The sequence below is a fragment of the Kineococcus rhizosphaerae genome (assembly GCF_003002055.1).
GTDB classification, from domain to species: domain Bacteria; phylum Actinomycetota; class Actinomycetes; order Actinomycetales; family Kineococcaceae; genus Kineococcus; species Kineococcus rhizosphaerae.
On record NZ_PVZF01000005.1, the window covers coordinates 13,596 to 38,313 of the forward strand.

General features: G+C 76.1%; 17 protein-coding genes and 2 tRNA genes. 9 read left to right on the forward strand and 10 right to left on the reverse strand.

Annotated features, from left to right (window positions below; genetic code table 11):
- Window positions 1–72: 72 nt before the first annotated feature.
- The 4 genes from CLV37_RS11055 (at window position 73) to CLV37_RS11070 (ending at window position 8,856) form a co-directional block, all read left to right on the forward strand.
- Window positions 73–603 carry a DoxX family membrane protein gene (locus CLV37_RS11055; RefSeq protein ID WP_106210241.1) on the forward strand — a complete coding sequence of 177 codons (531 nt, stop codon included), beginning with the start codon at window positions 73–75 and terminating at the stop codon, window positions 601–603.
- Window positions 604–659: 56 nt separating this feature from the next.
- On the forward strand, window positions 660–2,021 hold the full coding sequence (aroA, locus tag CLV37_RS11060; RefSeq protein WP_106210243.1) for a 3-phosphoshikimate 1-carboxyvinyltransferase: 1,362 nt from the start codon (window positions 660–662) through the stop codon (window positions 2,019–2,021).
- Window positions 2,022–2,041: 20 nt separating this feature from the next.
- Window positions 2,042–3,157: a ribosome small subunit-dependent GTPase A gene (gene rsgA, locus CLV37_RS11065; RefSeq protein ID WP_342762263.1), complete on the forward strand. Its 1,116-nt coding sequence runs from the start codon at window positions 2,042–2,044 to the stop codon at window positions 3,155–3,157.
- Window positions 3,158–3,306: 149 nt separating this feature from the next.
- Window positions 3,307–8,856 carry a diguanylate cyclase gene (locus CLV37_RS11070; RefSeq protein WP_170127195.1) on the forward strand — a complete coding sequence of 1,850 codons (5,550 nt, stop codon included), beginning with the start codon at window positions 3,307–3,309 and terminating at the stop codon, window positions 8,854–8,856.
- A 98-nt stretch (window positions 8,857–8,954) separates the two neighbouring features.
- Here the strand turns inward: CLV37_RS11070 and CLV37_RS11075 are convergent, their stop codons facing one another.
- Window positions 8,955–9,638 (reverse strand): vitamin K epoxide reductase family protein, encoded by a 684-nt coding sequence (locus tag CLV37_RS11075; protein ID WP_106210249.1) that lies wholly within the window; start codon window positions 9,636–9,638, stop codon window positions 8,955–8,957.
- 123 nt (window positions 9,639–9,761) lie between these two features.
- Here CLV37_RS11075 and hisN point away from each other — a divergent pair, with 123 nt between their 5' ends.
- From hisN to CLV37_RS11095, 4 genes are all read left to right on the forward strand, one after another.
- Window positions 9,762–10,589: a histidinol-phosphatase gene (hisN, locus tag CLV37_RS11080; protein ID WP_106210251.1), complete on the forward strand. Its 828-nt coding sequence runs from the start codon at window positions 9,762–9,764 to the stop codon at window positions 10,587–10,589.
- Window positions 10,586–11,362, forward strand: coding sequence for a CPBP family intramembrane glutamic endopeptidase (locus CLV37_RS11085; protein WP_106210253.1), 777 nt, complete (start codon window positions 10,586–10,588; stop codon window positions 11,360–11,362). The genes hisN and CLV37_RS11085 overlap by 4 nt, the downstream gene beginning before the upstream one ends.
- Window positions 11,363–11,499: 137 nt before the next feature.
- Window positions 11,500–12,579, forward strand: a complete 1,080-nt coding sequence (locus tag CLV37_RS11090) for a mechanosensitive ion channel family protein (RefSeq protein WP_106210255.1) — start codon at window positions 11,500–11,502, stop codon at window positions 12,577–12,579.
- Between the two features lie 106 nt (window positions 12,580–12,685).
- The gene (locus CLV37_RS11095; protein ID WP_106210257.1) at window positions 12,686–13,372 is read left to right on the forward strand and encodes a SemiSWEET family sugar transporter; all 687 of its coding nucleotides are present in this window, start codon (window positions 12,686–12,688) and stop codon (window positions 13,370–13,372) included.
- On the opposite strand, the gene CLV37_RS11100 is transcribed toward CLV37_RS11095, so the two are convergent.
- Window positions 13,356–13,823, reverse strand: a complete 468-nt coding sequence (locus tag CLV37_RS11100; RefSeq protein WP_106210259.1) for a GNAT family N-acetyltransferase — start codon at window positions 13,821–13,823, stop codon at window positions 13,356–13,358. The genes CLV37_RS11095 and CLV37_RS11100 overlap by 17 nt on opposite strands.
- A gap of 7 nt (window positions 13,824–13,830) precedes the next feature.
- Window positions 13,831–15,273 carry a glucose-6-phosphate dehydrogenase gene (locus CLV37_RS11105; protein ID WP_106210261.1) on the reverse strand — a complete coding sequence of 481 codons (1,443 nt, stop codon included), beginning with the start codon at window positions 15,271–15,273 and terminating at the stop codon, window positions 13,831–13,833.
- A 238-nt stretch (window positions 15,274–15,511) separates the two neighbouring features.
- Between CLV37_RS11105 and CLV37_RS28840 the strand changes: the two genes are divergently transcribed.
- The gene (locus CLV37_RS28840) at window positions 15,512–17,482 is read left to right on the forward strand and encodes an anthranilate synthase family protein (RefSeq protein WP_106210263.1); all 1,971 of its coding nucleotides are present in this window, start codon (window positions 15,512–15,514) and stop codon (window positions 17,480–17,482) included.
- Here the strand turns inward: CLV37_RS28840 and CLV37_RS11115 are convergent.
- From CLV37_RS11115 to CLV37_RS11145, 7 genes are all read right to left on the reverse strand, one after another.
- Entirely contained in the window at window positions 17,466–18,131 is a 666-nt protein-coding gene (locus CLV37_RS11115; RefSeq protein WP_106210718.1) for a response regulator, read from the reverse strand. The genes CLV37_RS28840 and CLV37_RS11115 overlap by 17 nt on opposite strands.
- Window positions 18,132–18,279: 148 nt before the next feature.
- A complete protein-coding gene (locus tag CLV37_RS11120) occupies window positions 18,280–19,590 on the reverse strand; it encodes a sensor histidine kinase (RefSeq protein ID WP_106210265.1) in 1,311 nt (436 codons plus the stop codon).
- A complete protein-coding gene (locus CLV37_RS11125) occupies window positions 19,568–20,185 on the reverse strand; it encodes an SNARE-associated domain-containing protein (protein WP_106210267.1) in 618 nt (205 codons plus the stop codon). Before CLV37_RS11125 ends, CLV37_RS11120 begins: the two co-directional genes overlap by 23 nt.
- A gap of 114 nt (window positions 20,186–20,299) precedes the next feature.
- Window positions 20,300–22,873: a polynucleotide kinase-phosphatase gene (locus tag CLV37_RS11130; RefSeq protein ID WP_106210269.1), complete on the reverse strand. Its 2,574-nt coding sequence runs from the start codon at window positions 22,871–22,873 to the stop codon at window positions 20,300–20,302.
- Complete coding sequence (locus CLV37_RS11135; RefSeq protein ID WP_106210271.1) at window positions 22,870–24,270, reverse strand: 3' terminal RNA ribose 2'-O-methyltransferase Hen1; 1,401 nt, start codon at window positions 24,268–24,270, stop codon at window positions 22,870–22,872. The genes CLV37_RS11130 and CLV37_RS11135 overlap by 4 nt, the downstream gene beginning before the upstream one ends.
- An 84-nt stretch (window positions 24,271–24,354) precedes the next feature.
- Window positions 24,355–24,428: transfer RNA gene (locus CLV37_RS11140), tRNA-Met, on the reverse strand.
- Between the two features lie 116 nt (window positions 24,429–24,544).
- A tRNA-Met gene (locus CLV37_RS11145) sits at window positions 24,545–24,618 on the reverse strand.
- Between the last annotated feature and the right edge of the window lie 100 nt (window positions 24,619–24,718).

A 24,718-nucleotide genomic window follows, 5' to 3' on the forward strand; every position in this document is an offset into this window, starting at 1 on the left:
GCCCACCCTGCCACCCGGGTCCGACACGGGCCCCCGTTCGCGGTGATCACGCGGGTGCGGTAGGCAATGCCCATGACTGTGGTGCGACGACTGGCCCGCCCGATGCTCGCGGCGATCTTCATCAAGAACGGGATCGACCAGGTCCGGCACGCCGGCGACCTCGCCCCCTCGGCCGAACCGCTGGCGCACCGCGCGGCGGGCGTCCTGCGCCTGCCGGACGACCCGGTCCTGCTCGTGCGCCTCAACGGGGCCGTCACGGTCGGGGCCGGGGTGCTCTTCGCGCTCGGCAAGGCCCCGCGGCTGGCCGCGACGGTCCTGGCCGTCACGGCCGCGCCGAGCGTGGTCGTGAACCACCCGTTCTGGTCCGAGAAGGACTCCACCGTGCGCGCCGAGGTCCTGGGCGACTTCCTCGCCGACGTGGGCCTGCTCGGCGCGGCCCTGCTCGCCGCCGCCGACACCGCCGGCAAGCCCGGCGCGCTGTGGCGGGGCAAGCGCGCGGGCCGCGACGCGCAGCGGCTGGCGAAGCTGGCGGCGCGCGAGGCCCTGCACGCCGCCGAGCTCGGCAAGAAGGACGTCCAGCTCGCGGCCGCCAAGCTGGGCTGAGCGGCGGCCGGGGCCGGGCGGTCCGTGCTCGCCAGCTGTCCGGGGCGGCTGCGAGGATGCCTCCCGTGACCCCGAACGATCCGCCCAGCAGACCCTCGAGCCCGGCGCCCGCACCCGACGAGCTGTGGGCCGCGCCGACCGCGGCCGGTCCCCTCGACGCGGTGGTCCCGGTGCCGGGCTCGAAGTCGCTGACGAACCGCTACCTGGTGGTCGCGGCGCTGGCCGAACGCCCCTCCCTGCTGCGCGCGCCGCTGGCCTCGCGCGACACCCTGCTCATGGCCGACGCGCTGCGCCAGCTCGGCGCCGACGTCGTCGAGGGCGGCCACGCGGCCGAGGGCGTGGGCCCGCACGACTGGGTCGTGCGCCCGGGGCCGGTCACGGGCGGGTCCCGCATCGACTGCGGCCTCGCCGGGACCGTCATGCGCTTCCTGCCGCCGGTGGCCGCCCTGGCCGACTCCCCCGTCGAGTTCGACGGCGACGACCGGGCCCGCGAGCGCCCCATGGGCGCCGTCCTGGACGCGGTCCGGCAGCTGGGCGCGGTCGTCGAGGACGGCGGCCGCGGCCTGATGCCATTCAGCGTCCAGGGCCCGGCCGGCGGCCTGCGCGGGGGGACGGTCCGCATCGACGCCTCGGCTTCCAGCCAGTTCGTCTCCGCGCTGCTGCTGGTGGGCGCCCGCACGCGCGAGGGGCTCGAGGTCGTCCACGACGGCCCGCCCGTCCCGAGCCTGCCGCACATCCGGATGACGGTCGAGGTGCTGCGCGACGCCGGGGTCCTGGTGGACGACTCCGTCCCGGGCCGCTGGCTCGTCGAGGCCGGGGAGATCAACCCCCTGGACGTCCAGGTCGAGCCGGACCTGTCCAACGCCGGGCCGTTCCTGGCGGCGGCGGCCGTGGCCGGCGGCCGGGTCCGCGTCCCGGGCTGGCCGCAGTCGACGACCCAGGCCGGCGACGTCCTGCGCGACGTCCTGGACCAGATGGGCGCCGAGGTGTCGCTGGACCGCGACGGCCTGCTCGTGGAGGGCACCGGCGAGCTGTACGGCGTCGACCTGGACCTGCACGAGGCCGGCGAGCTCGCCCCCGTCGTCACGGCGCTCGCGGCGCTGGCCTCCTCCCCCAGCCGGCTGCGCGGCATCGCCCACCTGCGCGGGCACGAGACCGACCGCCTCAAGGCCCTGGTGACCGAGGTCAACAGCCTCGGCGGCGACGCCGAGGAGACCCGCGACGGCCTGCTGGTGCACCCGAAGCCGTTGCACGGCGGGGTCTTCCGCAGCTACGCCGACCACCGGATGGCCACCGCGGGGGCCCTCGTGGGCCTGCGCGTCGAGGGCGTCCTGGTCGAGGACATCGCCACCACCCGCAAGACGCTGCCCGACTTCCCCGGGATGTGGGCGTCGATGCTGGCCGGAGTCGGCGCCTGAGCCCGCGGCAGCGGGGGCCGCTGGGCCGCTTCGACGAGGACGACGTCCGGGTCCGCCCCAACCGGCGGGGTTCGCGGCCGCGCACGAAGGACCGCCCTGCCCACGCCGACGCCGTCGACGCCTTCGTCGTGGCCGTCGACCGCGGCCGCTCGACGTGCCTGGTCGGCGAGGGCAGCGCCGAGCAGCGCGTCGTGACGGCCATGCGGGCGCGGGAGCTGGGGCGCACGGGGGTCGTCGTGGGCGACCGGGTGGGGCTGGTCGGGGACACCTCCGGCACGACGGACACGCTGGCGCGGATCGTGCGCATCGACGAGCGGCGCACGAAGCTGCGCCGCTCGGCGGACGACACCGACCCGATCGAGCGGGTCGTGGTGGCCAACGCGGACCTGCTGGTCGTGGTGACCGCGGTGGCGAACCCCGAACCGCGCTCGCGCCTCGTCGACCGCTGCCTCGTGGCGGCCTACGACGCCGGGATGACGCCGCTGCTGTGCCTGACCAAGGGCGACCTGCGCCCCGCCGAGGAGGTGCTGACGACCTGGGCGCCGCTGGGGCTGGAGGCCGTCGTGACCTCGCGCGGGCCCGGGGGGCTGCTCGGCCTGGACGCGGTGCGCGAGCGGCTGGCGGGCCGCACGAGCGTGCTGGTGGGGCACTCCGGCGTGGGCAAGTCGACGCTGGTCAACGCCCTGGTGCCGGACGCGGAGCGGGCCACCGGGCACGTGAACGCCGTGACGGGCCGGGGCCGTCACACGTCGTCGGCGTCGTCGGCGCTGGCGCTGCCCGGCGGCGGGTGGGTGATCGACACCCCGGGCGTGCGCTCCTTCGGGTTGGCGCACGTGGACCCGGAGTCGGTGCTGCGGGCCTTCCCCGACCTGCTGCCCGGCGAGGAGGACTGCCCGCGCGGGTGCACGCACGTCGAGCCCGACTGCGGGCTCGACGGGTGGGTGGCCGCGGGCCGGGCCGGGGCCGCGGGCCCGGTCCGGCTGGCCTCGTTCCGCCGGCTGCTGGCGGCGCGGCGCGGCACCCTCGACGACCGCGGCGAGGACCGGGCAGATGACCGCGGCGAGGACCGCGGCGAGGACCGGGCAGACGACCGGGGCGAGGACCGGACCCCGCAGGAGGGCCGGGAGCCGGAGTGACGCCCGTCGTTCTCCGGATGCGCACTCGTCGTTGATCACCGATGCCCTAGGGTGACCATCGGTTCCGGTCGACGACGAGGAAACGGCTTCTCATGGGGGATGCGAGCTCGACCCGTCCCGGGCGCGGCACGACGCTGCCCCCCGGGGAGGTGAGTCTGGTCCCCGCACCGACCGTCTCCCGGCTGAGCGTGGAGACCGTCGAGCCCCCGTGGACGGTCCTGCGCGAGCTCGGCCGCGGCGCCGGGTCGGTCGTCCACCTCGCCGTGCGCGGCGACCGGGAGTACGCCCTCAAGCGCCAGCGGCCCGGTCCGCCCGGCGCTGCCCCGCCGGACCCCTCCGAGGGCGAGCGCACCCTGCGCCGCGAGGCGGCGCTGCTGGCCAGCGTCCACCACCCGGGGCTCACCCGGGTGCACGCGGTGACCGAGGTCGAGGGCCGGCTCGCGATCGTCATGGACGCCCACGACGGCACCTCGCTGGCCGACCTGCTGCACTCCCCGGCCGGCCCCGCCGCGGACCCCTCCGAGGTCCCCACGGGCCCGCTGCCGGTGGCCACGACCCTGCGGCTGGTCGTCGACGTCTGCGACGCGCTGCACGCGCTGCACCTCAACGGCCTCGTGCACCGCGACGTGAAGCCGTCGAACGTGCTGCTCACCCGGGCGGGCCGGGGCGTGCTGGTCGACCTCGGCGTGGCGCACCTGGAGACGGGCAGCCCCACCGGGCCGCCGGCGCACCCCGACGAGCCCGGACGGCGGCACGCCGACCCGCGCGGCACCGGCGGCGACGGCTCGGACGCCGAGACCGGGGCCCTGCTGTACCGCTCCCCCGAGCAGGCGGGGGTCGTGCGCAGCCCCGTGGACCACCGCTCCGACCTGTACTCGGTGGGCGCGGTCCTCCTGGAGTGCCTGACCGGACGCACCCCCGTCACCGGCGCCGACGCCGCGCAGGTCCGCCGCCGGCTCGCGCGGCTGGCGCCCCTGGACCCGCGGACCCTGGGCCCGGACGTGCCCGCGGCCCTGGGCGGACTGCTGCGCCGGCTCCTGCTGCCGGACCCGCAGGAGCGCCCCGACGACGCCGGTGCCGTGGCGGACGAGCTGGCCCGGATCGCCGCCGACACCTCCCCCGACGTCGCGCTGGGACGGCGCAGCTGGACCAGCCCGACCGACGGGCCGCTGCTGGAGCGCGGTCGACAGAGCGCCCTGCTGGACGCCGCCTGGGACAACGCCGGCGCCGGCGCGGGAGGTGTCGTCGTCGTGCGCGGAGCCGCGGGGACGGGACGCTCGGCCCTCGTCGAGCGGTTGCGGCGCAAGGTCCTGGCCCAGGGGGCGGCGGCGGTCGTGCTGGACACCACCCGGTCCCCGAGCGCGCCGCTGAGCGCGCTGCGCCGGGCCATGACCACGGCCGGCCTCACCGCGACCGGCCCGGGCACCGCCGAGGCGCCCGCGGCGCAGAGCGGGACGGCCGTCCTCGACCGGGAGGACCTGGACGACCCCCGCCCGCAGGCCCTGGCCGAGGAGCTGCTGCAGCACGCGGCGCGCACCGGTCCCCTGCTCGTCGTCCTCGACGACACCGAGCACGCCGACGCCTCGACCCTGGCCGTCGTGCGCTGGGTGGCGGGCGAGTGCGCGGACCTGCCGCTGCTCGTCGTGCTGGTCGACCGGCCCCGCTCCGGCACCGACGACGACGACGCGATCCCCGGCTTCGAGACCGCGCGCGCCGTCGTGCTGGAGGTGCCCGCCCTGTCCGACGCCGCGGCCCGCGCCGTCGTGCGCCGCCGGTTGCCGGGCGCCGTGGTGACCGACTCGGTCGCCACGGCCCTGGTCTCGCGCGCGGCGGGCAACCCCGGCGCGCTGCTGACGTTGCTGACGACGCTGCTCGACGCCGGCGGACTGCTGCCCGACTGGGGCCACTGGCGCCTGGAACACGCTGCGCTGGAAGCGGTTCCCGTCGCACCGCGGCTGCTGACGGCGCTGCTGCGCCGGCTGGACGAACTGCCGGCGGGACACCGCGACGTGCTGCGGCTGGCCGCGGCGTGCGGACGCTCGGTCGACGACCACCTCGTGCTGCGCGCCGCGGGCCCGCGCGTGGACGCCGACGCCGTCCACGCCGGGCTCGCCTCCGGGGTCGCCGCCCGGTTGCTGCGGGCCCTGCCCGGGGGCCGACACGAGTTCCTGCACCAGCAGGTCGTCGACGCCGTCCTGGAGGGCGTCGAGGAGGGCGAGCGCCGTGCCCTGCACGCCCGGCTGGCCCGCGTCCTGCGCGCCGGTCCCCGGGCCCGCGGGGAGGGCACCGACCGGGACGCGCTGTTCGCGTGCGCGCACCAGCACCTGCGCGCCGGGGACGCGGTCACCCCCTCCGAGGTCGTCGACGCGTGCGCGGCCGCGGGCGTGGAGGCGGCCCGCCAGTTCGCCTCCGACAGCGCCGTCACGCTGCTGTCGCAGGCGGTCCGGACGGCCGACGGGGCCGGTCTGGCCCTGGACCCCCGGCTGCGGCGGCTGCTGGCCGCGTGCCTGGCCCGGCAGGGCCGCCACGCCGACGCCCGCACCCACCTGGACCACCTGGTCCGCACGGCGCAGGACCCCGTCGAACGCGCCGTCGCGCTCGGCGAGGTCGCCGTGCTGCACCGGCACGAACGGACGCCGCGGGCACCGGACCGCACCTCCCGCGCCGCGGCCGAGGGGTTGCGGACCCTCGGGGCCCCCCGGCCCACGGGCACGACCGGCTGGTGGACGTTCGCGCTGGCCTCGCTGCTGGTCCTGGCCGGGTCCGTCCTGGCCCGCGGCCACCGGCGCGCCAGCCGGCACCGGCTGGACTCCCCGCGCGAGGTGGAGCGGGCGACCCTGGAGGGCGCGCACGCCGTCCTGCTGCGGGAGGCCGCCGCCGCGGACCTGCAGACGGGGCGGGCGGTGGTGGCAACCCCCACCGCGGTGGCGGCGTGGGCGCACGCGCTGCGGGCGCGCCGGCCCGACCTGGCCCGCGACGCCCGGCGGACCGTGCGCGCGGCCCTGGACCAGGCCCTGACCGGACGGCTCACGGTCCTGCCGGTCCGGCTGCCCGGCAGCGCCGACCTCGTGGGGCTGCCGCTGACGCCCCCGACCCCCCGCGCCGGTGAGGGCGACCCGACCCTGGTGGCCTCGCTGCGGCTGGCGGAGGGGTTGCGCCGGTTGCGGGCCGGCGGGACGTGGCGGGCCGTGGCCGACGTGCTGGAGGCCGACGGGCAGTGGCTCGACCTGCCGGCCTACGTCCTCGGCACGCAGGCCGTGGTGCTGGAACGGCTGGCCGCGGGGCACCTGGGGACCGCCGCGGCCTGGCAGGCCCGGGCCCTGCGGCGGGTGCCCGAGGGGGCGCCCGTGCCGGCCGGGCTCGAGCTCGTGCGGGTCGCCGTCCTGGGGGCCAAGGGGCGCCCCGGGGAGGCCGGTGACCTGCTGGAGGCCCTGCGGCGCGACGTGGCCGGCGAGGCGGTGCAGAACCCGGCGGGCGAGGCCACGAGCGGTGCCACGGACGGCGCGGAGGGGGTCTCGCCCCTGCACGAGCTGCAGCTGCAGCTCGTGACGACCGACTGGCTCCTGCAGCAGGGCGACCTGTCCGAGCGGTTCGACCGCGTCGGCGAGCAGGTCCTGCGGCTGGTCCGTGGTTCCCGGCTGCGCGGGGCGTCCGAGGTCCGCTGGGTGCTGACCCTCGTGCTGCGCGGCCGGCTGACCCGCGCCGCGCAGCTGGAACGGGCCGGCGGCGCCCTGGCCGGGCAGGAGCGCCAGCTCACGGAGCTGCTGCGCGCCCTCGGTCGGCGCCGGGGCAGCGCCGTGCAGGACGCCCTCGTCGACGTGGCCCGCGCCGAGGTCGCGCACCGCCTGGGCCGCCCGCGGCGCGCGGCGCGGCTGCTGCGCCGGGTCGAGGTCCGCTGCGCCCACCTCGACGCGCCGCTGGTGGACCACCACGTCCTGCAGCTGCGCGCCGAGGTGGTCGAGCGGGCCGGGTCCCGGCCGGACGCGGACCGCATGCGGTGGATGGCCACCGCCCTGGCCGAGAAGCACGGCTGGGTGGGCCTCGTCCAGCGCGGACGCGCGGGCCTGCCGCCCGGGGCACCCGCCGCGGGCGCCGTCCGCGGCCCCTGGACGCCCGCCCCGGGCCGCCGGCGTCGGCTGCTGTCGGCCATGCGCGACGTGGGGCACGCCGCGCAGGTCCTGGACCCGCAGGACGTGGTCCGCCTGGCCCTCGACCAGGCGTGCGAGGTGCTCGGCGCCGACCGGGCCGTCCTGGCCGTCCGGGACGACCAGGACGAGCTCGTCGTGTTCGCCGGCCGGACCCGCTCGGGCACCGACCTGCCGCAGGGTGCCCCCGTCGACCCCGCCGTCGACCCCGCGGCCGACCGGGCCGCTCGCACCGGCCGGCCCGTCGTGCGCGGCGCCCTCGGCTCCGCCTTCGACACCGGCCCCGAGCCCGCGCCCGACGCGCAGCACCACGGGGAGGCGGCCCGCAGCGTGGTCGCCGTCCCCCTGCTGGTCCGGGGCCGGCGCACGGGGGTGCTGTGGGCCGTCAGCAGCATGGCCCAGGGGGTCTTCGGTCGCGGGGACGTGGAGCTGCTGCAGCTCATCGCGGGGCAGGTCGCGGCGTCCCTGGAGACGGCGCGCGCGGCCCGGCTGGAGATCGAGGTGCACGGCGCGCAGCGCGAGCGCGACCTGGCCGAGGCCGTCCGCCGGGTCACCGAGGAGGTCTCCGGCAGCCTGGACCTGGCCACCGTCCGGCGCCGGCTGCTGCGCTCGGCCATCGCCGAGCTCGGTGCGCGACGGGGGGCCCTGGTACCGGTCGCGGGACGCCCGGGCGTGGACGCGGACCCGCCGGCCCTCGTCGTGGCGGCCGGGGCCCCGAGCGTGCGCGAGGTCGCTTGGAGCCGCGACTGGCAGGGCGAGCCCGACTGCGTGCGCCTCCTGGAGAGCGCCTCGGCCACCCACGGCGACGGTGCGCTGCCGACCCGGCTGGGCGGGCTGCTCGACCTGGCCGGGGCCCGGGGCCCGGTCGCCGACGAGGGCGAGCAGTGGCTCGTCGTGCCCCTGAAGGACCGGACGGGTCTGGTGGCCGAGGCGCTGGTGCTCTCCGGTGGCGGCGACGGGCCGGCGTCGCGGTCCCACGTGGCGCAGGCCCTGGCCGCTCCCGCGGCGATCGGCCTGGAGAACGCCCGGCTGTTCGCCCAGGTCGAGCACCTGGCCCGCACGGACTCCCTGACCGGCGTCGCCACCCGGGGCCACCTGCTGCGCCTGGGCGAGCAGCGGGTGAGCCGGGCGGCGGGGCGCGACGTCGCGGTGATCATGGTGGACGTCGACCACTTCAAGTCCGTCAACGACACCTACGGCCACGCCGCGGGGGACGAGGTGCTGACGGCGGTGGCGCGCCGGCTGCAGCACGAGACCCGCGAGTCCGACGTCCTGGGCCGCTACGGCGGCGAGGAGTTCGCCCTCGTCGTGACCAGTCCCGACCCCGAGGAGGGTCGCGGGCCGCTGGACGCACGGGAGGTGGCCGAACGGCTGCGGCTGGGCGTGCGCCGCACCCCGGTGGGCGTGCGCGGCGCGCAGCTGCAGGTCACCGTCAGCGTCGGGGTGGCGCTCCTGCGCGAGGGCGAGCAGCTGTCCGACGTCCTCGCGCGCGCCGACGCCGCGCTCTACCGGGCCAAGGAGTCCGGCCGCGACGTCGTCGCCGTGGACCCCTGACCCCTTTCCCACCACCCCTCGTCCCGCCGGAGGCACACCTTCCGCCCTGATCCGGCGCGATCCGGGGCGGGAGGTGTGCCCCCGGCGGGGACGGGGCGTCAGAGGAGGGTCTGCCAGTAGGACCAGAACTTCGTGCCGACCATCGCGACGACGGCGAGGTAGCTCAGCACGACGAGCAGCGCGCGGTAGTCGACGACGACGCGGGCCGCGCCGCGCAGCCCTCTCGGCACGGGGATCAGCCCGCGGTCGAGGCCGTCGGCGACGTGCGTCCAGAAGGTCGGGATGACCACGGCCCACACGACCATGCAGTACGGGCACAGGGCGTGGATCCAGTACAGGCTCTGGCTGATGAGCCAGCCGACGAAGACCGCCCCGAGGGTGATGCCGACGAGGTAGCCGCGCTCGACCCAGCGGGGCAGCGCGACGCGCGAGAGCACCAGCACCCCGAGGAAGACCGAGACCGCGAAGGCCGCGATGCCGATGAGCGGGTTCGGGAACCCGAACACCCGCGCCTGCTCGGTCACCATGACGTTGCCGCAGCTGATGATGGGGTTGAGGCTGCAGCTGGGGACGTAGCCCGGGTCCTCGGCCAGCTTGATGCGCTCGACGGTGAGGGTGAAGGCGGCGACGAAGCCGAGGATCCCGCCGATGACGAGCAGCAGGCCCCTGGTCCGGGGGGCGACGGGGAGGGCCGACAGGTGCCCCTGCGGGGTCCCGTCGAACGCCTCGTCGAACGCCTCGTCGTCGACGTCCCCGCCGATCCGGTCGGTCGTGCCCGCCATGTCTGGATCCTCCCTCGTCCGCGTGCTCGCTCACAGCATCCTCGACGGCGCTGGGCGTGACCTGAACGGGTCGATGGTCCCCGCGTCCGGGGTCGCGGCCGCCCCGGGCGGTAGGTTCACCGCGTGCCCTCCCCCAGCTGGTCCCCGCCCGCGCCGCCTTCCGGGCGCCCCCGCTACGACGACGACCTGCGCCTGGCGCACGTCATCGCCGACCAGGTCGACGGGCTGACGACGGACCGCTTCAAGGCGCTGGACCTGCAGGTGGAGACCAAGCCGGACCTGACGCCCGTCAGCGACGCCGACCGCACGGCGGAGGAGCTCATCCGCAGCCAGCTCAAGCGCACCCGCCCGCGCGACGCGGTGCTCGGCGAGGAGTTCGGCCTGGTGGGCCACGGGTCGCGGCAGTGGGTCGTCGACCCGATCGACGGGACGAAGAACTTCGTGCGCGGGGTCCCGGTCTGGGCCACGCTCATCGCGCTGCTGGAGGACGGCGAACCGGTCGTCGGCCTCGTCTCGGCGCCGGCGCTGGGCCGGCGCTGGTGGGCGGCGACGGGCTCGGGGGCCTGGACGGGCCGCAGCCTGTCGTCGGCGACGCGGATCTCGGTGAGCTCGGTCGCGGCCCTGGCCGACGCCTCGTTCGCGTACTCCTCGCTCACCGGCTGGGAGGAGTCGGACTCGCTCGACGGCTTCCTGGGGCTGACGCGCGCAGTGTGGCGCACCCGCGGGTACGGCGACTTCTGGTCCTACATGCTGCTGGCCGAGGGTGCGGTCGACGTGGCCGCCGAGCCGGAGCTGGCGCTGCACGACATGGCGGCCCTCGTGCCCATCGTGACCGAGGCCGGGGGCCGGTTCACCTCCCGCGCCGGGGTCGACGGCCCGCACGGCGGGAACGCGGTCGCGACGAACGGGCTGCTGCACGAGGCGGCCCTGGAGTTCCTGGGGCGCGAGTGAGCCCCGCCGTCGTCGTGGACCCGCGCGCGCGCCGCCTGCTGGTCTGGGAGGTCGTCGCCGTCTTCGCCGTCTCCCTGGGGATGAGCGGGGTCCGCGCGCTGGTGCAGTTCGTCGGGATCCTCACGGCGCCGGTGGCCATCAACGCGCAGACCTCGACGGTCCTGGGCAGCTACGCCCCGGACCGGCCGTGGCTGGACCTGGCGCTGCAGCTCGTGGCGATCGCCTCCGGGCTGGCGCCGGTGTTCCTCGTGGGCTACCTGATGGCCCGCGGCGGGGAGTCGCTGCGCACGCTCGGCTTCGACGGGAAGCGGCTGGGGCGCAACGTGCTCGCCGGGCTGGGGCTGGCCGCGGTGATCGGGGGTTGCGGGCTCGCGCTGTACCTGGGGGCCCGGACGGCGGGGCTGAACACGAACGTGGCCGCCTCGACGCTGCCGGACACGTGGTGGGCGGTCCCGGTCTCGGTGATGGCCGCGGCCGAGAACGGGGTCCTGGAGGAGGTCCTCGTCGCGGGGTACCTGCTGCACCGGTTGTCGCAGCTGGGGTTCCGCTGGTTCCCGGCGCTGCTGGTCAGCGCGCTGCTGCGGGGCTCGTACCACCTGTACCAGGGCGTCGGGGGGTTCGTCGGGAACGTGGCGATGGGGCTGGTCTTCGGCTGGGTGTACCAGCGCTGGGGCCGCACGACGCCGCTCGTGGTCGCGCACACGGCCATCGACGTCGTCGCCTTCGTCGGGTACGCCGCCCTGGTCGGGAAGGTGTCCTGGCTGCCCGGGTGAGCCGGGCGTGAGGATCCGGTGGGGATCGAGGGGGCCGAGGGCCCTCGGGCTGCCCCGGGCGCGCACCTGACCTACCGTGGCTGGGGTCCGCAGGACGTCGATGTCCGTACTCGATCCCTGAGGAGTCCCCTCCCTCCATGAGCTTCTCCCTGAACGTCAGCACGTCCGTGTGGCTCACGATCGGCGTGGCCGTGCTCTCCGCCGCGCTGGCCGCCGGGGTCGGCGAACTCGTCGCCCTCGGCGTGCGTCGCGCCGGGCGCACCCACGAGATCCTCGCCACCCTGGCCCAGCGCGGCCGGCGGCCCCTGGCGGGGTTCCTCGCGGCGCTGGCCGCGATGGCCTCCCTCGGCGTCTACACCCAGGAGGCCGCCTGGCGCGGTCCCACGTTCTTCGTGCTGAAGGTGCTCGCCGTCGCCTGCGGGGCCGGGCTCGCGATCGTGGCGGCGCACGTCGTCCAGGACGTCCTGCTGCTGCGGTACCGGATCGACGTGGCGGACAACCGCCGGCAACGCCAGCGCCGCACGCAGGTGCAGCTCATCAAGCGGGTCGTCGTCGCGCTGATCGTCGTGGTCGCCGTGGCCGCGGTGCTGCTGACGATCCCGGGCGCGCGCGGCATCGGGACGAGCGTGCTGGCCTCGGCGGGGTTGCTGTCGGTCGTCGCGGGGCTGGCGGCGCAGACGTCGCTGTCGAACGTGTTCGCGGGGCTGCAGATCGCCTTCACCGACGGCCTGCGCGTCGACGACGTCGTGGTCGTCGAGGAGGAGTTCGGCAACGTCGAGGACATCACGCTGACGTACGTGGTGGTCCGGTTGTGGGACCAGCGGCGCATGATCCTGCCCTCGACGTACTTCACGACGAAGCCGTTCGCGAACTGGACCCGGAACTCCTCCGAGCTCATCGGTTCCGTCGAGGTCGACGTCGACTGGGACGCCCCCTTCGACGAGCTGCGCTCCTACGTCGAGGGTTTCGTCGCCGAGCACCCGCTGTGGAACGGGCAGACGTACGCCCTGCAGGTGACCGACGCGAGGAACTCCGTCCTGACCGTGCGGATCCTGGTCAGCGCGAACTCCGGCGGGGAGCTGTTCGACCTGCGCTGCGCCGTGCGCGAGGAGATCGTCCGCGTCCTGCGCCGCGACCACCCGCAGGCGCTGCCCGCGGTGCGGCTGGAGACGCCGAGGGTCGCGCACCTGCCCCACCAGCAGAACGCCCGTCCGTGAGGCGGCGGGTGAGGCGGCGGGTGAGCCCTCGTGTGAGCCAGGTCTCACTCTTCTAGAGGAAGGGCCCGCTCAAGGCGGTACCGGGTGCCGGTCGAAGAACAGGCACGTGCCCGTCACCACCTTGATCTCTTCGCTCGGTCTCCTCGCCGCCGGTCTCGGCGTGTTCTGCGGGATCCCCCAGGTCGTCCGCCTCGTCCGGGACCCCGACGCCACCGGCCTGTCCTACCCCTCCGCCGTCCTCGGCGCCCTCGCCTCGGCGACCTGGCTCAGCTACGGCGTCGCCCTGCGCGATCCCGCGCAGCTCGTCGCGAACGTGCCCGGGATCGTCTGCGCGGTCCTCACCGTCGTCCTCGCCGCGAAGCGGCTGGGCCTGCCCCTGCGCACGGCCGCGTACGCGGCCGCGGGGTGGGCGCCGCTCGTCGCGGCGGCGTTCGCGCTCGGGGGCGTGGTGGTCGTGGGCGTGCTGGGCACGACGGTCTCGCTCGTGAAGATGCTGCCGCAGATCCTCACCGTCGTCCGCCGCGACCCCGTGCACGGCCTGGCCCCGGCGACGTTCGTCCTCACGCAGGTCTCGGCGACGCTGTGGACGGCCTACGGCCTGGCGACGGGTCAGTGGTCGGTGGTCGTGTGCTCGGCGGTCACGGTCGTGCTGGCCGGGATCGTCCTGTCGCGCCGCTGCCCGCCGCTGGCGGTGGCCCGCGCCCTGCACGAGGGCCGCTTCGGCGTGCCCGGGCAGCTCCTCGTGCGCCCGTTCGTCCTGGCCCGGCGGGCCGGCCTCACGCTGGCGGCCTGAGCACCTTCGCGAGGTGGACGAGCCGCACGCCGCGGTCGTCCTCGCCCTGCCCCGTCCGCACGTACCCGGCCCGTCCGTAGCGGGTGACGGTCTCGGCCGAGTCCGCCCCGGTGAACAGCCTCAGTTCCCGCACCTCCTGCGGCGCAGCCTCTTCGACGGCGGCCAGCAGGCGCGTGCCGATCCCCAGGCGCTGCCGGTCCGGCGCCACGGCCAGGCGGCCGACGTGCCCGACCCGACCGTCGAGCCGGACCCGGACGGACCCCACGAGCCGGGTCGCCTCCAGCGCCACGAGCACCACCTGGGACGCGATCGCGGCCCGCACCCCGTCGAGGTCCTCGCGCAGCGGGGGCAGGAACGGGTCGCCGTAGCGCTGGGCCTCGGCGACGAACGCGGCGCGCTGGACGGTGAGCAGTTCCCCCGCGTCACCGTCCAGCGCGCGCCGGATCAGCACGCGGGCCTCAGCGCAGGAACCACTGACCGGGCTCGGCGAGCGCGTCGGCGGCCTGCGGCCCCCACGTCCCCGGTGCGTAGGGCAGCACCTCGGGCCGGTTCTGCGAGAACCGGTCGATGGCCGTCCACGCCGCGCGCAACCCCTCGACCCCGGTGAACAGCGACCGGTCCCCCGTGAGCACGTGCTCGATGAGGTGGACGTAGGGCAGGGCCGGGGCCGGTCCCTCGAACCCGTCCAGCGGCAGCGAGGCCGTCCCCTGGACGAGGCCGCCGGCGACCCCGGGTTTGCGGACGGTCGTCGCGACGTCCAGCGCGCCCCCCTCGAGCAGCGAGAAGCTGATCGTGGCGGGTTCGGCGTCGGCGTGCAGGCTCTGGCCCAGGTCCGCGGGCGACTTCAGGACGAGGGTGACGCGCTGCTCGTCGGCCGTCATCTTCTTGCCCGAGCGCAGCAGGAACGGCACACCGCGCCAGCGGTCGTTGTCGATCCACACCCGGCACGCGGCGAGGGTGTCGGTCCGCGAGTCGTCCGGCACGCCGTCGATCGCGGTGTACCCGTCGAACTGCCCGAGCACGACCTCGGCGGGGTCGAGTTCGCGGAAGTCCTGCAGCGCAGCGTCCCGCGCGGCCTGCAGCGCGCCGGGGCCGAGGTCGGCGGGGGGTTCCATGGCGACCGTGGCGGCCATCTGGAACAGGTGGGTGACGATCATGTCGAGGAACGCGCCGGTCGCGTCGTAGAAGCTCGCGCGCTGGGCGACGTCGAGGGTCTCGGCGATGTCGACCTGCACCTGCGCGACGAACTCGCGGTTCCAGATCGAGGCCAGCCACGGGTTCGCGAACCGGGCGTGGATGACGTCCTGCTGGGCCTCGAAGGCCAGGAAGTGGTCGATGCGGAAGACCTGCGACTCGTCGAAGACGCGCTGCACCTCGGCGTCGAGCTCCTCGAACGTCTCCAGCGAGGTGCCGTAGGGCTTCTCATAGACGACGCGGGAACCCTCGGCCAGGCCGTGCGTGGCGAACGCCTTCGTCGTGTCGAGGAACGCCCCCGGCGGGATGGCGAGGTAGTGCACGACCTCGACGTCGTCGCCGAGGTCCTGCTTCGCGGCGGCGAGCACGTCGAGCAGCTCGCCGGGGTCGTCGGCGGTGAACCCGCCGCCGGCGAACAGCAGGTTCGCGGCGAACTCCTCCCACGGGCCGTCGGCCGGCTGGGGGCCGAACTCCTCCAGCGCCTCGCGGATGAAGTCGCGGAACTCCTCGTGGGACTTGCTGCCGCGGCCGCTGCCGATGAGGCGCCACTGCGCGGGCAGGCGCCCGAGGCGGGCGAGCTCGAAGAAGGCCGGGGACACGAGGCGGCGGGACAGGTCGCCGGTGGCGCCGTACATGACGAAGACCGTGGGCCGGTCCGAGGTCGGGGAGTGCGTCGGGGACTGCGCTGTCTGCGGTGCGGGGGTCACGCCTGCACCGTATTGCCTCCGTCCACCCCGTGCGGGCTATGGTGTCCCCGTGACCACCACCGCACTCCGCGCCACCGAGGCGACGGGAACCGCCAGCGCCTCGCGCCGCGGTGCGTGGTGGTGGGTGTCGGCGGTCGCCTGACGCTCTCGACGTCCTGTGGCCGCCTCGTCGAGGAGGCCGGCCGATGGACGTCCCCCTCGACGGACGGCTCCCCCTGAAGCCCCGCGAGGAGAACTGATGACACCCCCCGACCAGACCGTCGCCGAGCTGCTGGACCCCGCGGCCGGCCCCTTCGCGCTGCTGCGCCGCCTGGACCCCCGCACCGGTCAGCCCGGTCCCGTCGAGGTCCTGCGCGGGCCGGTGCAGACCGTCGAGCACCTCGCCGACGTCCCCCTGGGCACCGCGGCGCGCGGCGCCCTGGCCCTCGTGCCGTTCCGGCAGCTGCGCGAACGCGGTTTCGACGTCCACGACGACGGCACCCCCCTGCAGGTCCTGCGCGTCGAGTCGGCCGTGGACCTGACGGTCGAGGACGCCCTGCGCGCGCTGCCCGACGCCGAGGTCCCGCTGCGCGACGTGGCCCCCGACCTGTCCGACGACGACTACGCGGCCGTCGTGCGCCGCATCATCGACGACGAGATCGCCCAGGGGTCCGGGGCGAACTTCGTCATCCGCCGCGACGTCGACGGCGTCATCGACGGGTTCACGGCGCGCACGGCGCTGAGCCTGTTCCGCCGGCTGCTGGTCGCCGAGCAGGGCGCGTACTGGACGTTCGTCGTGCACGTCCCCGGTTCGGCGTCCGACCCGGCGGGCACCTCGCGCACGCTCGTGGGGGCCAGCCCCGAGGTGCACGTCCGGATGGCCCGGGGCGAGGTCGTCATGAACCCGATCTCCGGCACCTACCGCTACCCCGCGACCGGCCCGGACGCCGACGGCCTCGTGGAGTTCCTCACCGACCCCAAGGAGGTCGAGGAGCTCTTCATGGTGGTCGACGAGGAGCTGAAGATGATGTGCTCGGTCGGCGACCTCGGCGGGGTCGTCCACGGCCCGTACCTGCGCGAGATGGCCAACCTCGCCCACACCGAGTTCGAGCTGCGCGGGCAGTCCACGCTCGACGCGCGGGAGGTGCTGCGCCAGACCATGTTCGCCGCGACCGTGACGGGTTCACCGCTGCAGAGCGCGTGCCGCGTCATCAAGCGCTTCGAACCCTCCGGCCGCGGCTACTACGCCGGCGCGCTCGCGCTGCTCGGCCACGACGCCGAGGGCGGGCAGACCCTGGACTCCCCCATCCTCATCCGCACCGCGGACATCCGCAGCACCGGCGCGAGCGCGAGCGTGCGCGTCTCCGTCGGGGCCACGCTCGTGCGCGGCTCGACGCCCGAGGGCGAGGTCGCCGAGACCCACGCCAAGTCCGCCGGGGTGCTGCGCGCCCTCGGCGCCCTGCCCCCGCTGCCGCCGCGCACCGGGCCCGACGGCGCGCCCGTGCGCCGGGTGCCGCTGGCCTCCGACGCCCGGGTCGCGACCCTGCTGGCCTCCCGCCGCGACCGGCTGGCGACGTTCTGGCTCGAACCGCAGAAGCAGCCGACGGGTTCGCCGCTGGGCGAGGCGCTCGTCGTCGACGCCGAGGACACGTTCACCGCGATGCTCGTGCACCTGCTCGCCGCCGCGGGCCTGCGCGCGCGGGTGCTGCGCTACGACGACCCCGCGCTGGACGCCGAGCTCGCCGCCCACACCGGGCTCGTGCTGCTCGGCCCCGGCCCGGGCGACCCCGAGGACTCCTCCGACCCGCGCATCGCCCGCCTGCAGGGGCTCGCGGCGACGCTGGCGGCGCAGGCGCGCGCGGGCGGCAACCCGCTGCTCGGCGTCTGCCTGGGCCACCAGCTGCTGTCCGGGACGCTGGGTCTGCCGCTGCGCCGCAAGGACGCCCCGCACCAGGGCACCCAGCTGCAGGTGGACCTGTTCGGCACCGGCGCCACCGTGGGGTTCTACAACTCGTTCACCGCCCGCGTCGACGACGCGGCGGTCGGCCGGCTCGCGGCCGACGGGATCGAGGTCGCGACCGGACCGGCCGGCGAGGTCGTCGCCGTGCGCGGGACGGGGTTCGCGGGGATCCAGTTCCACCCCGAGTCGGTGCTGACCCTCGACGGTCCCGCCGTCCTGCGGTCCCTGGTCGAACCCCTCGTCCGCGACCGGTTCAGCGCCCGGGGCTGACCAGCCCGATCTCGTAGCCGAGCACGACGGCCTGGACGCGGTCGCGCAGCCCCAGCTTGCCCAGGATGCGGCTGACGTGCGTCTTGGTCGTCTGCTCGGCGATGAACAGCTCCGCGGCGATCTCGGTGTTCGACAGGCCGCGGGCGACGCAGACCAGGACCTCGCGCTCGCGCGGGGTCAGGTCCGCGACGGCCGCGGGCACCTGCACCGCCGGGCGGCGGGTGGCGACGAAGTGCTCGACGAGCCGGCGCGTGACGGCGGGGGCGAGCAGCTGGTCGCCCGCCACGACGGTCCGCACGGCCTCGACGAGCGTCTCGGGCGTCGCGTCCTTGAGCAGGAAGCCGCTCGCACCGGCCTGCAACGCCGAGAAGACGTAGTCGTCGACGTCGAACGTCGTCAGGACGAGGACCTTCGGGGAGGGGTCCAGCCCCGCGGCGAGGATCTGCCGCGTCGCCTCCAGGCCGTCCAGCACGGGCATCCGCACGTCCATGAGCACCACGTCGGGCCGCACCTCGGCGACCACCCGCACGGCCTCGGCACCGTCGGCGGCCTGCCCGACGACCTCGACGCCCTCCTGCGCGGACAGCAGCGCGGAGAACCCCGCCCGGATCATCGCCTGGTCGTCGACCACGACGGCCCGCACGTCCACGCTCACGCTGCGCCCCCGGTCCGCTCCGCCGCGGCGCCCGTGACGACGCCTTCCCTCGGGTCCGCGCAACGACTCCGTCGTGGAGCCGGCGCCCAGCGCCGGAGCGTTCCCTCGGTCCAGGCGCCGTCGCGCCGCTCGTCGCTCACGCTCAACCCTCCCACGGCAGCACCGCCCGCAGCACGAACCCGCCGTCGGGGGTGGGCCCCGCGCTGACGGTCCCCCCCAGCAGCGCGGCGCGCTCGCGGACGCCCACGAGGCCGTGGCCACCGGGGTCGGCGGCGGGGGCGAACCCCTCGGGGGCCGGTCCGTTGCGGACCTCCACGACGATGCCCGGCGCGGCGCGCAGCACGTCGACCTGCACGAGCGCCCCCGTGGCGTGCCGCACGACGTTGGACAGGCCCTCCTGCACGATGCGGTGCACGACGATCCCCACCGAACTCGGCAACGGGTTGCGCCGCAACGGCTCGTCGACCCGCAGGTGCACGACCGACCCCGCCCGCCGGGCGCCCTCCCCCAGGTCCTCCAGACCGTCGAGACCGGCCTGCGGGGCCAGCTCCCCGCCGTCGGCGGAGCTGCGCAGGACCCCCAGCAGGGTCCGCATCTCGGCCAGCGCCGTCCGCGACTGCGCGGCGATGTCGTCGAACTCGGCCTCCACCTCGGGCGACAGGCCCGGCAGCCGGTAGCGGGCGGTCGTGGCCTGCACGCCGATGACGGACATGCTGTGCGCGACGACGTCGTGCAGCTCGCGCGCGATCCGGTTGCGCTCCTCGACCACGACGCGCCGGGCCTGCTCCAGCTCGGTGTCCCGGCGCGAGCGGGCCAGTTCCTCCCGGACCCGGCGCCGGGCCCCGACGACCCCGCCGACCACGAGGAGCAGGGCCGAGTTCGACCCGTAGACCACGAGGTCGTTCCAGGCCCCCTCGACCCAGTCGGGCGTGGGGCCGGTCGCGACGACGTCGACGACGACGACCGGCACGATCGTCAGCAGCAGGCTCAGCGCCCAGGCCCAGACCGCGACCCGCCAGCGGCGCACGACGCCCAGCACGAGCAGCAGCGCGCCGAAGGTCAGCAGCGCGGTGACCGTCCAGGGCCACGGGCCCAGGCGCGGGTCGGCGGCCAGGGCGACGGCCACGACCCCGGCCAGCGCGGTCGCCACCGCGGCCCGCGGGCGCCACAGGGCCAGGACGAGCGCACCGCACTGCAGCAGGACGGCGGCCATCGCCAGGCCCGCCGGGACGGCGTAGACGGTGGCGGTGACGGGTGCCCCCACCGCGTACAGGGTGATCGCCAGCAGCAGCACGAGGGAGCGGCCGGTGAGCAGCGGGGCCAGCAGGGGGCGCAGCCGCGCGGACCCCGCCCGGAGCCGGGACCTCGCGCGCTCCGGGGCCTTCCGGGCCTCCCGGGCCTCCCGGACCTTCGCAGCCCCCGGCGGCGGCTCACGCCGCGAACGACGCCTCAAGCAGGACACCTCCTTGGCGCACGGCCCGCAGCGCGGCCCCGACGAGCGACTTCAACCCCAGCAGCACGGCCCCGACCGCGAGCCCGCCCAGGACGGCGAGCCACGGCCGGTCCAGCACACCCTCGACGCGCGCCGCGAGGTGCTCGCCGGTCAGCACCCCCAGCCCGACGAGCACGCTGACCCGCAGGGCCGTGCACAGCGCCACCCAGCCGAGGAAGCGGCGGTACGCGACGCCGGACCAGCCGGCGGCCAGGAAGGCCGGGACGGCCCCGACGTCGACGAGCTTGGCGCCCGCGACGACGGCGGGCAGGTGCTCGGCCGCCCGGCGCGACAGCGCGGCCTGCCGGTCGGGGCCGAACCCGAGCCGGGCGGCCAGGGCCGCCGCGCGGCCGGACCGTCCCGCGCGCCGGGCCAGACGGCCCACGACGAACAGCGCGCTGTCGAGGACCAGGTCGACGCCGACCGCGAGCAGCCACACGACGAGCAGCGCCGCGTGCCCGGCCCCGACGAGGGTGCCGCCGACGAAGGTCGCCACCGGCCCCTCGACGACCATCGCCGGGGCCAGCACCGCGTACGGTCCCGCCAGCACGTCCATCCGGTCCTCCTGGGCTGCGCCGCGGCCCCCGTGACCGCCTGCTCAGTCCACCGCGCCGGCGCGGTGCGCGTCGTCCCCCGCGGGGACCGTCGCCGCGTAGCTCCCCGGTAGGGGTCACAGCCGGGGGTCGACCGGTTCGGACTCCAGGGCCAGCACGGCGAAGGTGCACTCGTGGACCCGCCACAGCGGTTCGCCCCGCGCGGCCCGCTCCAGGCCCTCGAGCCCGAGCGCGTACTCGCGCAGCGCGAGGGAGCGCTTGCGGCCCAGGCCGCGCTGGCGCAGCCGGTCCAGGTTCGCCGGTTCGAGGTAGTCCGGGCCGTAGACGATCCGCAGGTACTCGCGCCCGCGCACCTTCAGCCCCGGCTGGGCCAGGCCCCCTCGGCCCCCTCGCCCCCGGACGCGGTTCGCGAGGGGTTTGACGACCATCCCCTCCCCGCCGGCGGCCGTCAGCTCCTCCCACCACGCGACCGCGCCGGCGACCGCGGCCGGGTCGGCGGTGTCCACGACGAGGCGGCGCGTGGGCGCGAACCGCTCCGAGGTCGCGACGAGCCGGTCGGCGACGGACAGGTGCCAGTCGTGGGGCCGGTCGGCGAACGTGCGCCCGGCCCCGGCGAGGACCGCGAACGGCGCGAACCGGACCCCGTCGAGACCGTCCGTGGGCCAGCAGTACCGGCGGTAGGCATCGGTGAACGCGACGACGTTCGCGGCCCGCGACCGCGACCGGGCCAGGAGGTCGCCGACGTCGAGCCCGCGGGCCGCGGCCCGTCCCAGGACCTCGACGGCGACGGGCAGCGCGGAACGGCCGGCGGCCCCGACCGCGGCGTACTGGGTGCGCAGGAGGTCGCCCGCCTTCGCGCTCCACGGCAGCAGCTCACCGTCCAGGACGAGCCAGTCCCCGAGCTCGTCGAACACCCCCGACGACTCCAGCGCGGCCCGGAACTCCCCGACCAGCGCGGCGGTGAGCGAGGGGTCGAAGAAGCTGCGGCCCGTCCGGGTCCACACCGCCCCCAGCGCCCCGCCGGGCGCGCCGAAGCGTTCCCGCGCGACCTGCTCGTCCCGGCACACGAGCGCGAGCGCCCGCGAGCCCATGTGCTTCTCCTCGCACACCACGGCCTGCACGCCGTCGGCGGCGTACGCGGCGAACGCCTCGTCGGGGTGCTCCAGGAACCCCTCGCGCCGCGACGTGGCCACCGGCGACATCGTCGGCGGCAGGTGGACGAGCCAGCGGGGGTCGACGGCGAAGCGCGAGACGACCTCCAGGGCCGCCGCGGCGTTCTCCTCCCGCACGGTGATCCGGCCGTGGTCGGCGGTCTCGACGACGCGCTTGCCGAGGACGTCGGTCACGTCGAGCACGTCGGGGTCGCGCACCGCGGCCCGCTCCGGTTCGGCCGGCACCTGCGACCCGGCGGCCGGGAAGGGTTTCACGGGGTCGTGGTGGACGGCGTGCGCGGGCACCGCCACGAGGTCCTTCTCGGGGTAGCGCAGCGCCGTCAGGTGGCCGCCGAACACGCAGCCGGTGTCGACGCAGATCGTCTGGTTGACCCACTCCGGTTCCGGGACGGGGGTGTGCCCGTAGACGACGGTGGCGCGGCCGCGGTAGTCGTTCGCCCACGGGTACCGGACGGGCAGGCCGAACTCGTCGGTCTCCCCCGTCGTCTGCCCGTAGAGGCAGAACTCCCGGACCCGGCCCGACGCGCGGCCCTGGTACTGCTCCAGGACCCCGGCGTGCGCCACGGCGAGGTTCCCGCCGTCGAGGACGTAGTGCGAGACGAGGGAGTCCAGGAACTCCACGACCTGCGCGCGGAACTCCTCCGGCTCGGCGGCGAGCTGCGCGAGGGACTCGGCCAGGCCGTGCGCGACCTGGACCTTGCGACCGCGCAGGGCGCGCAGCAGCTTGTTCTCGTGGTTGCCGGACACGCACAGCGCGTGGCCCGCGGCGACCATCCCCATGACCAGGCGCAGGACGCCCGGGGTGTCGGGCCCGCGGTCGACGAGGTCGCCGACGAACACCGCCCGCCGCCCCGCCGGCGGCACCGCGTCGACGGCCCGCCCCTGCCCGTCGAGGACGACCTCGTAGCCGAGCCGGTCGAGCAGGTCGAGGAGTTCGGCGCGGCAGCCGTGGACGTCGCCCACGACGTCGAAGGGGCCGGTCTCTTCGCGCTTGTCGACGTACAGGGTGGTGCGCACGATCGAGGCCTGCGCGACCTCCTCGGGGCTGCGCAGCACGTGGACGGCGCGGAACCCCTCCCGCTGCAGCCCCTTGAGGCTGCGGCGCAGGTCGGCCTGCTGCCGGCGCACCACCTGCGCCCCGAAGCTGCGGTCGGCGCGCTCGGCGTTGCGGGCCACGCACACCTGCTCGCCCACGTCGAGGACGATCGCGACGGGCAGCACGTCGTGCGCGCGGGCCAGTTCCACGAGCGACCTCCTCGCCGACGGCTGCACGTTCGTGGCGTCCACGACCGTCAGCCGGTCGGCGGCCAGCCGTTTGGCGGCGATGAAGTGCAGGACCTCGAACGCGTCGGCGGTGGCGGCCTGGTCGTTCTCGTCGTCGGAGACCAGCCCGCGGCACACGTCGCTGGACAGCACCTCGGTGGGCGCGAAGTGGGTGCGGGCGAACGTCGACTTGCCCGACCCCGAGACCCCCACGAGGACGACGAGACTGGTGCGCGGCACGGTGAGCTCGCTCACGCGGACACCTCCTTGCTGAAGACGGCGAGCTGGGTGGGGGCGCCGGCGTCCTCGTCGGCCTCCCCGACCCCCTGGAACCGGACGGCGTACCCGTGGCGGTCGGCGACGCCGCCGGCCCACCGCGCGAACTGCGCGCGGGTCCACTCGAACCGGTGGTCGGGGTGGCGGAACCCGTTCTCGCGCAGCCCCGGGTAGTTCACGTTGTACTCGGCGTTCGGCGTGGTCACCAGGACGTGGGTGGGGGCGGCGGCGGCGAACACGACGCGTTCGAGCGCGGCCAGCCGCGGCGGGTCGACGTGCTCGACGACCTCGGAGAGCACCGCGGCGTCGAACCCGGCCAGCCGCTCGTCGCGGTAGGTCAGCGCGCTCTGGAACAGCCGCACCCGCTCGTCCTGCTCGTCCGGGCCGCGCTGGTCCAGGCGCAACCGCCGCGCGGCGGTCCGCAGCGCCCGGACCGAGACGTCGGTCCCGACGACCGCCGTGAACCGCGGGTCGGCGGCCAGTTCCCGCACGAGCTCGCCCTGGCCGCAGCCGAGGTCGATCACCCGGCCGGCGCCGAGGTCGCGCAGGACGGCGAGGACCGTGGCGCGGCGGTGCTCGACGAGCCGCACGGGCCGCTCCTGCTCGGGCACCGCGGCCGGCTGCTCGTCGAGGTCGGCGAGCCGGTCGAGCGCGTCGACGACCAGGGGCCGGGAGTGCGCGAGGTACCGCCGGGTGACGAGGTCGCGCTCGGGGTGGCGCGCCAGCCAGTCGCCGCCGCGGCGCAGCAGCTTGTCGACCTCGGCCTCGCCCACCCAGTAGTGCTTGGCGTCGTCGAGGACGGGCAGCAGCACGTACAGGTGCGCGAGGGCGTCGGCGACGCGGGACCGGCCCTCCAGCTCGACGTCGACGTAGCGCGAGGCGCCCCAGCCGGGCACCGTCTCGTCCAGGGGCAGGACGGTGGCCCGCACGCTCCAGCCCAGGGGTTCGAAGAGGCGGCGCAGCAGGTCCTGCCCGCCCGAGCACGGGACCGCGGGCAACCGCAGCCGCAACGGCCACGCCAGGTCCACGAGGTCGGGCCGCGCCGCGCAGCGGCCCGCGAGTGCCGTGGAGAAGACCCGCCCGAGCGCGACGGCCAGCAGGCTGGACGCGGCGTAGGGCCGGTCGTTGACGTACTGGCCGAGCACGCCGGTGTTCTGGCCCGCGTCGCGGGCGGTGCGCACGAGCCCGACGGGGTCGACGTCGAGCAGGACGGCGACCTCGCAGTCCTCCGGGGTGCTCTGCGGGTAGAGGACGTGCGTGGTGACCGCGCCGTGCTCGGCGGTGAGGACGCGGTCGGGGTGCTTGTGCAGGAGGAAGCCGAGGTCCCCGGCGGGGACGTCGGGCGCCGGCCGCTGCGCGTGCAGGGTGAGGATCACGCTCGAGGAGATCACACGCGGGTGGGGGGACGCACGGGAAATGCACGAAGGCCCGGACCGTGTGGTCCGGGCCTTCGCCTCGAGTAGCGGGGACAGGATTTGAACCTGCGACCTCTGGGTTATGAGCCCAGCGAGCTACCGAGCTGCTCCACCCCGCGTCGGTGAACCCCACGTTACGTGCCTGGCCGAGGAGAAGCAAATCCGTTGCGGCGGAGCACGAACGAGGCGGGAACGACGAAGGCCCGGACCGTGTGGTCCGGGCCTTCGCCTTCAGTAGCGGGGACAGGATTTGAACCTGCGACCTCTGGGTTATGAGCCCAGCGAGCTACCGAGCTGCTCCACCCCGCGTCGTGAGACCAACCTTACGCCAGGGTGGACGGGAGGCCAAATCGCCTCCCGTCCAACCCCGTCACGGCGTCGTCAGCGGGGCGTCAGCGGGCCGTCGGCG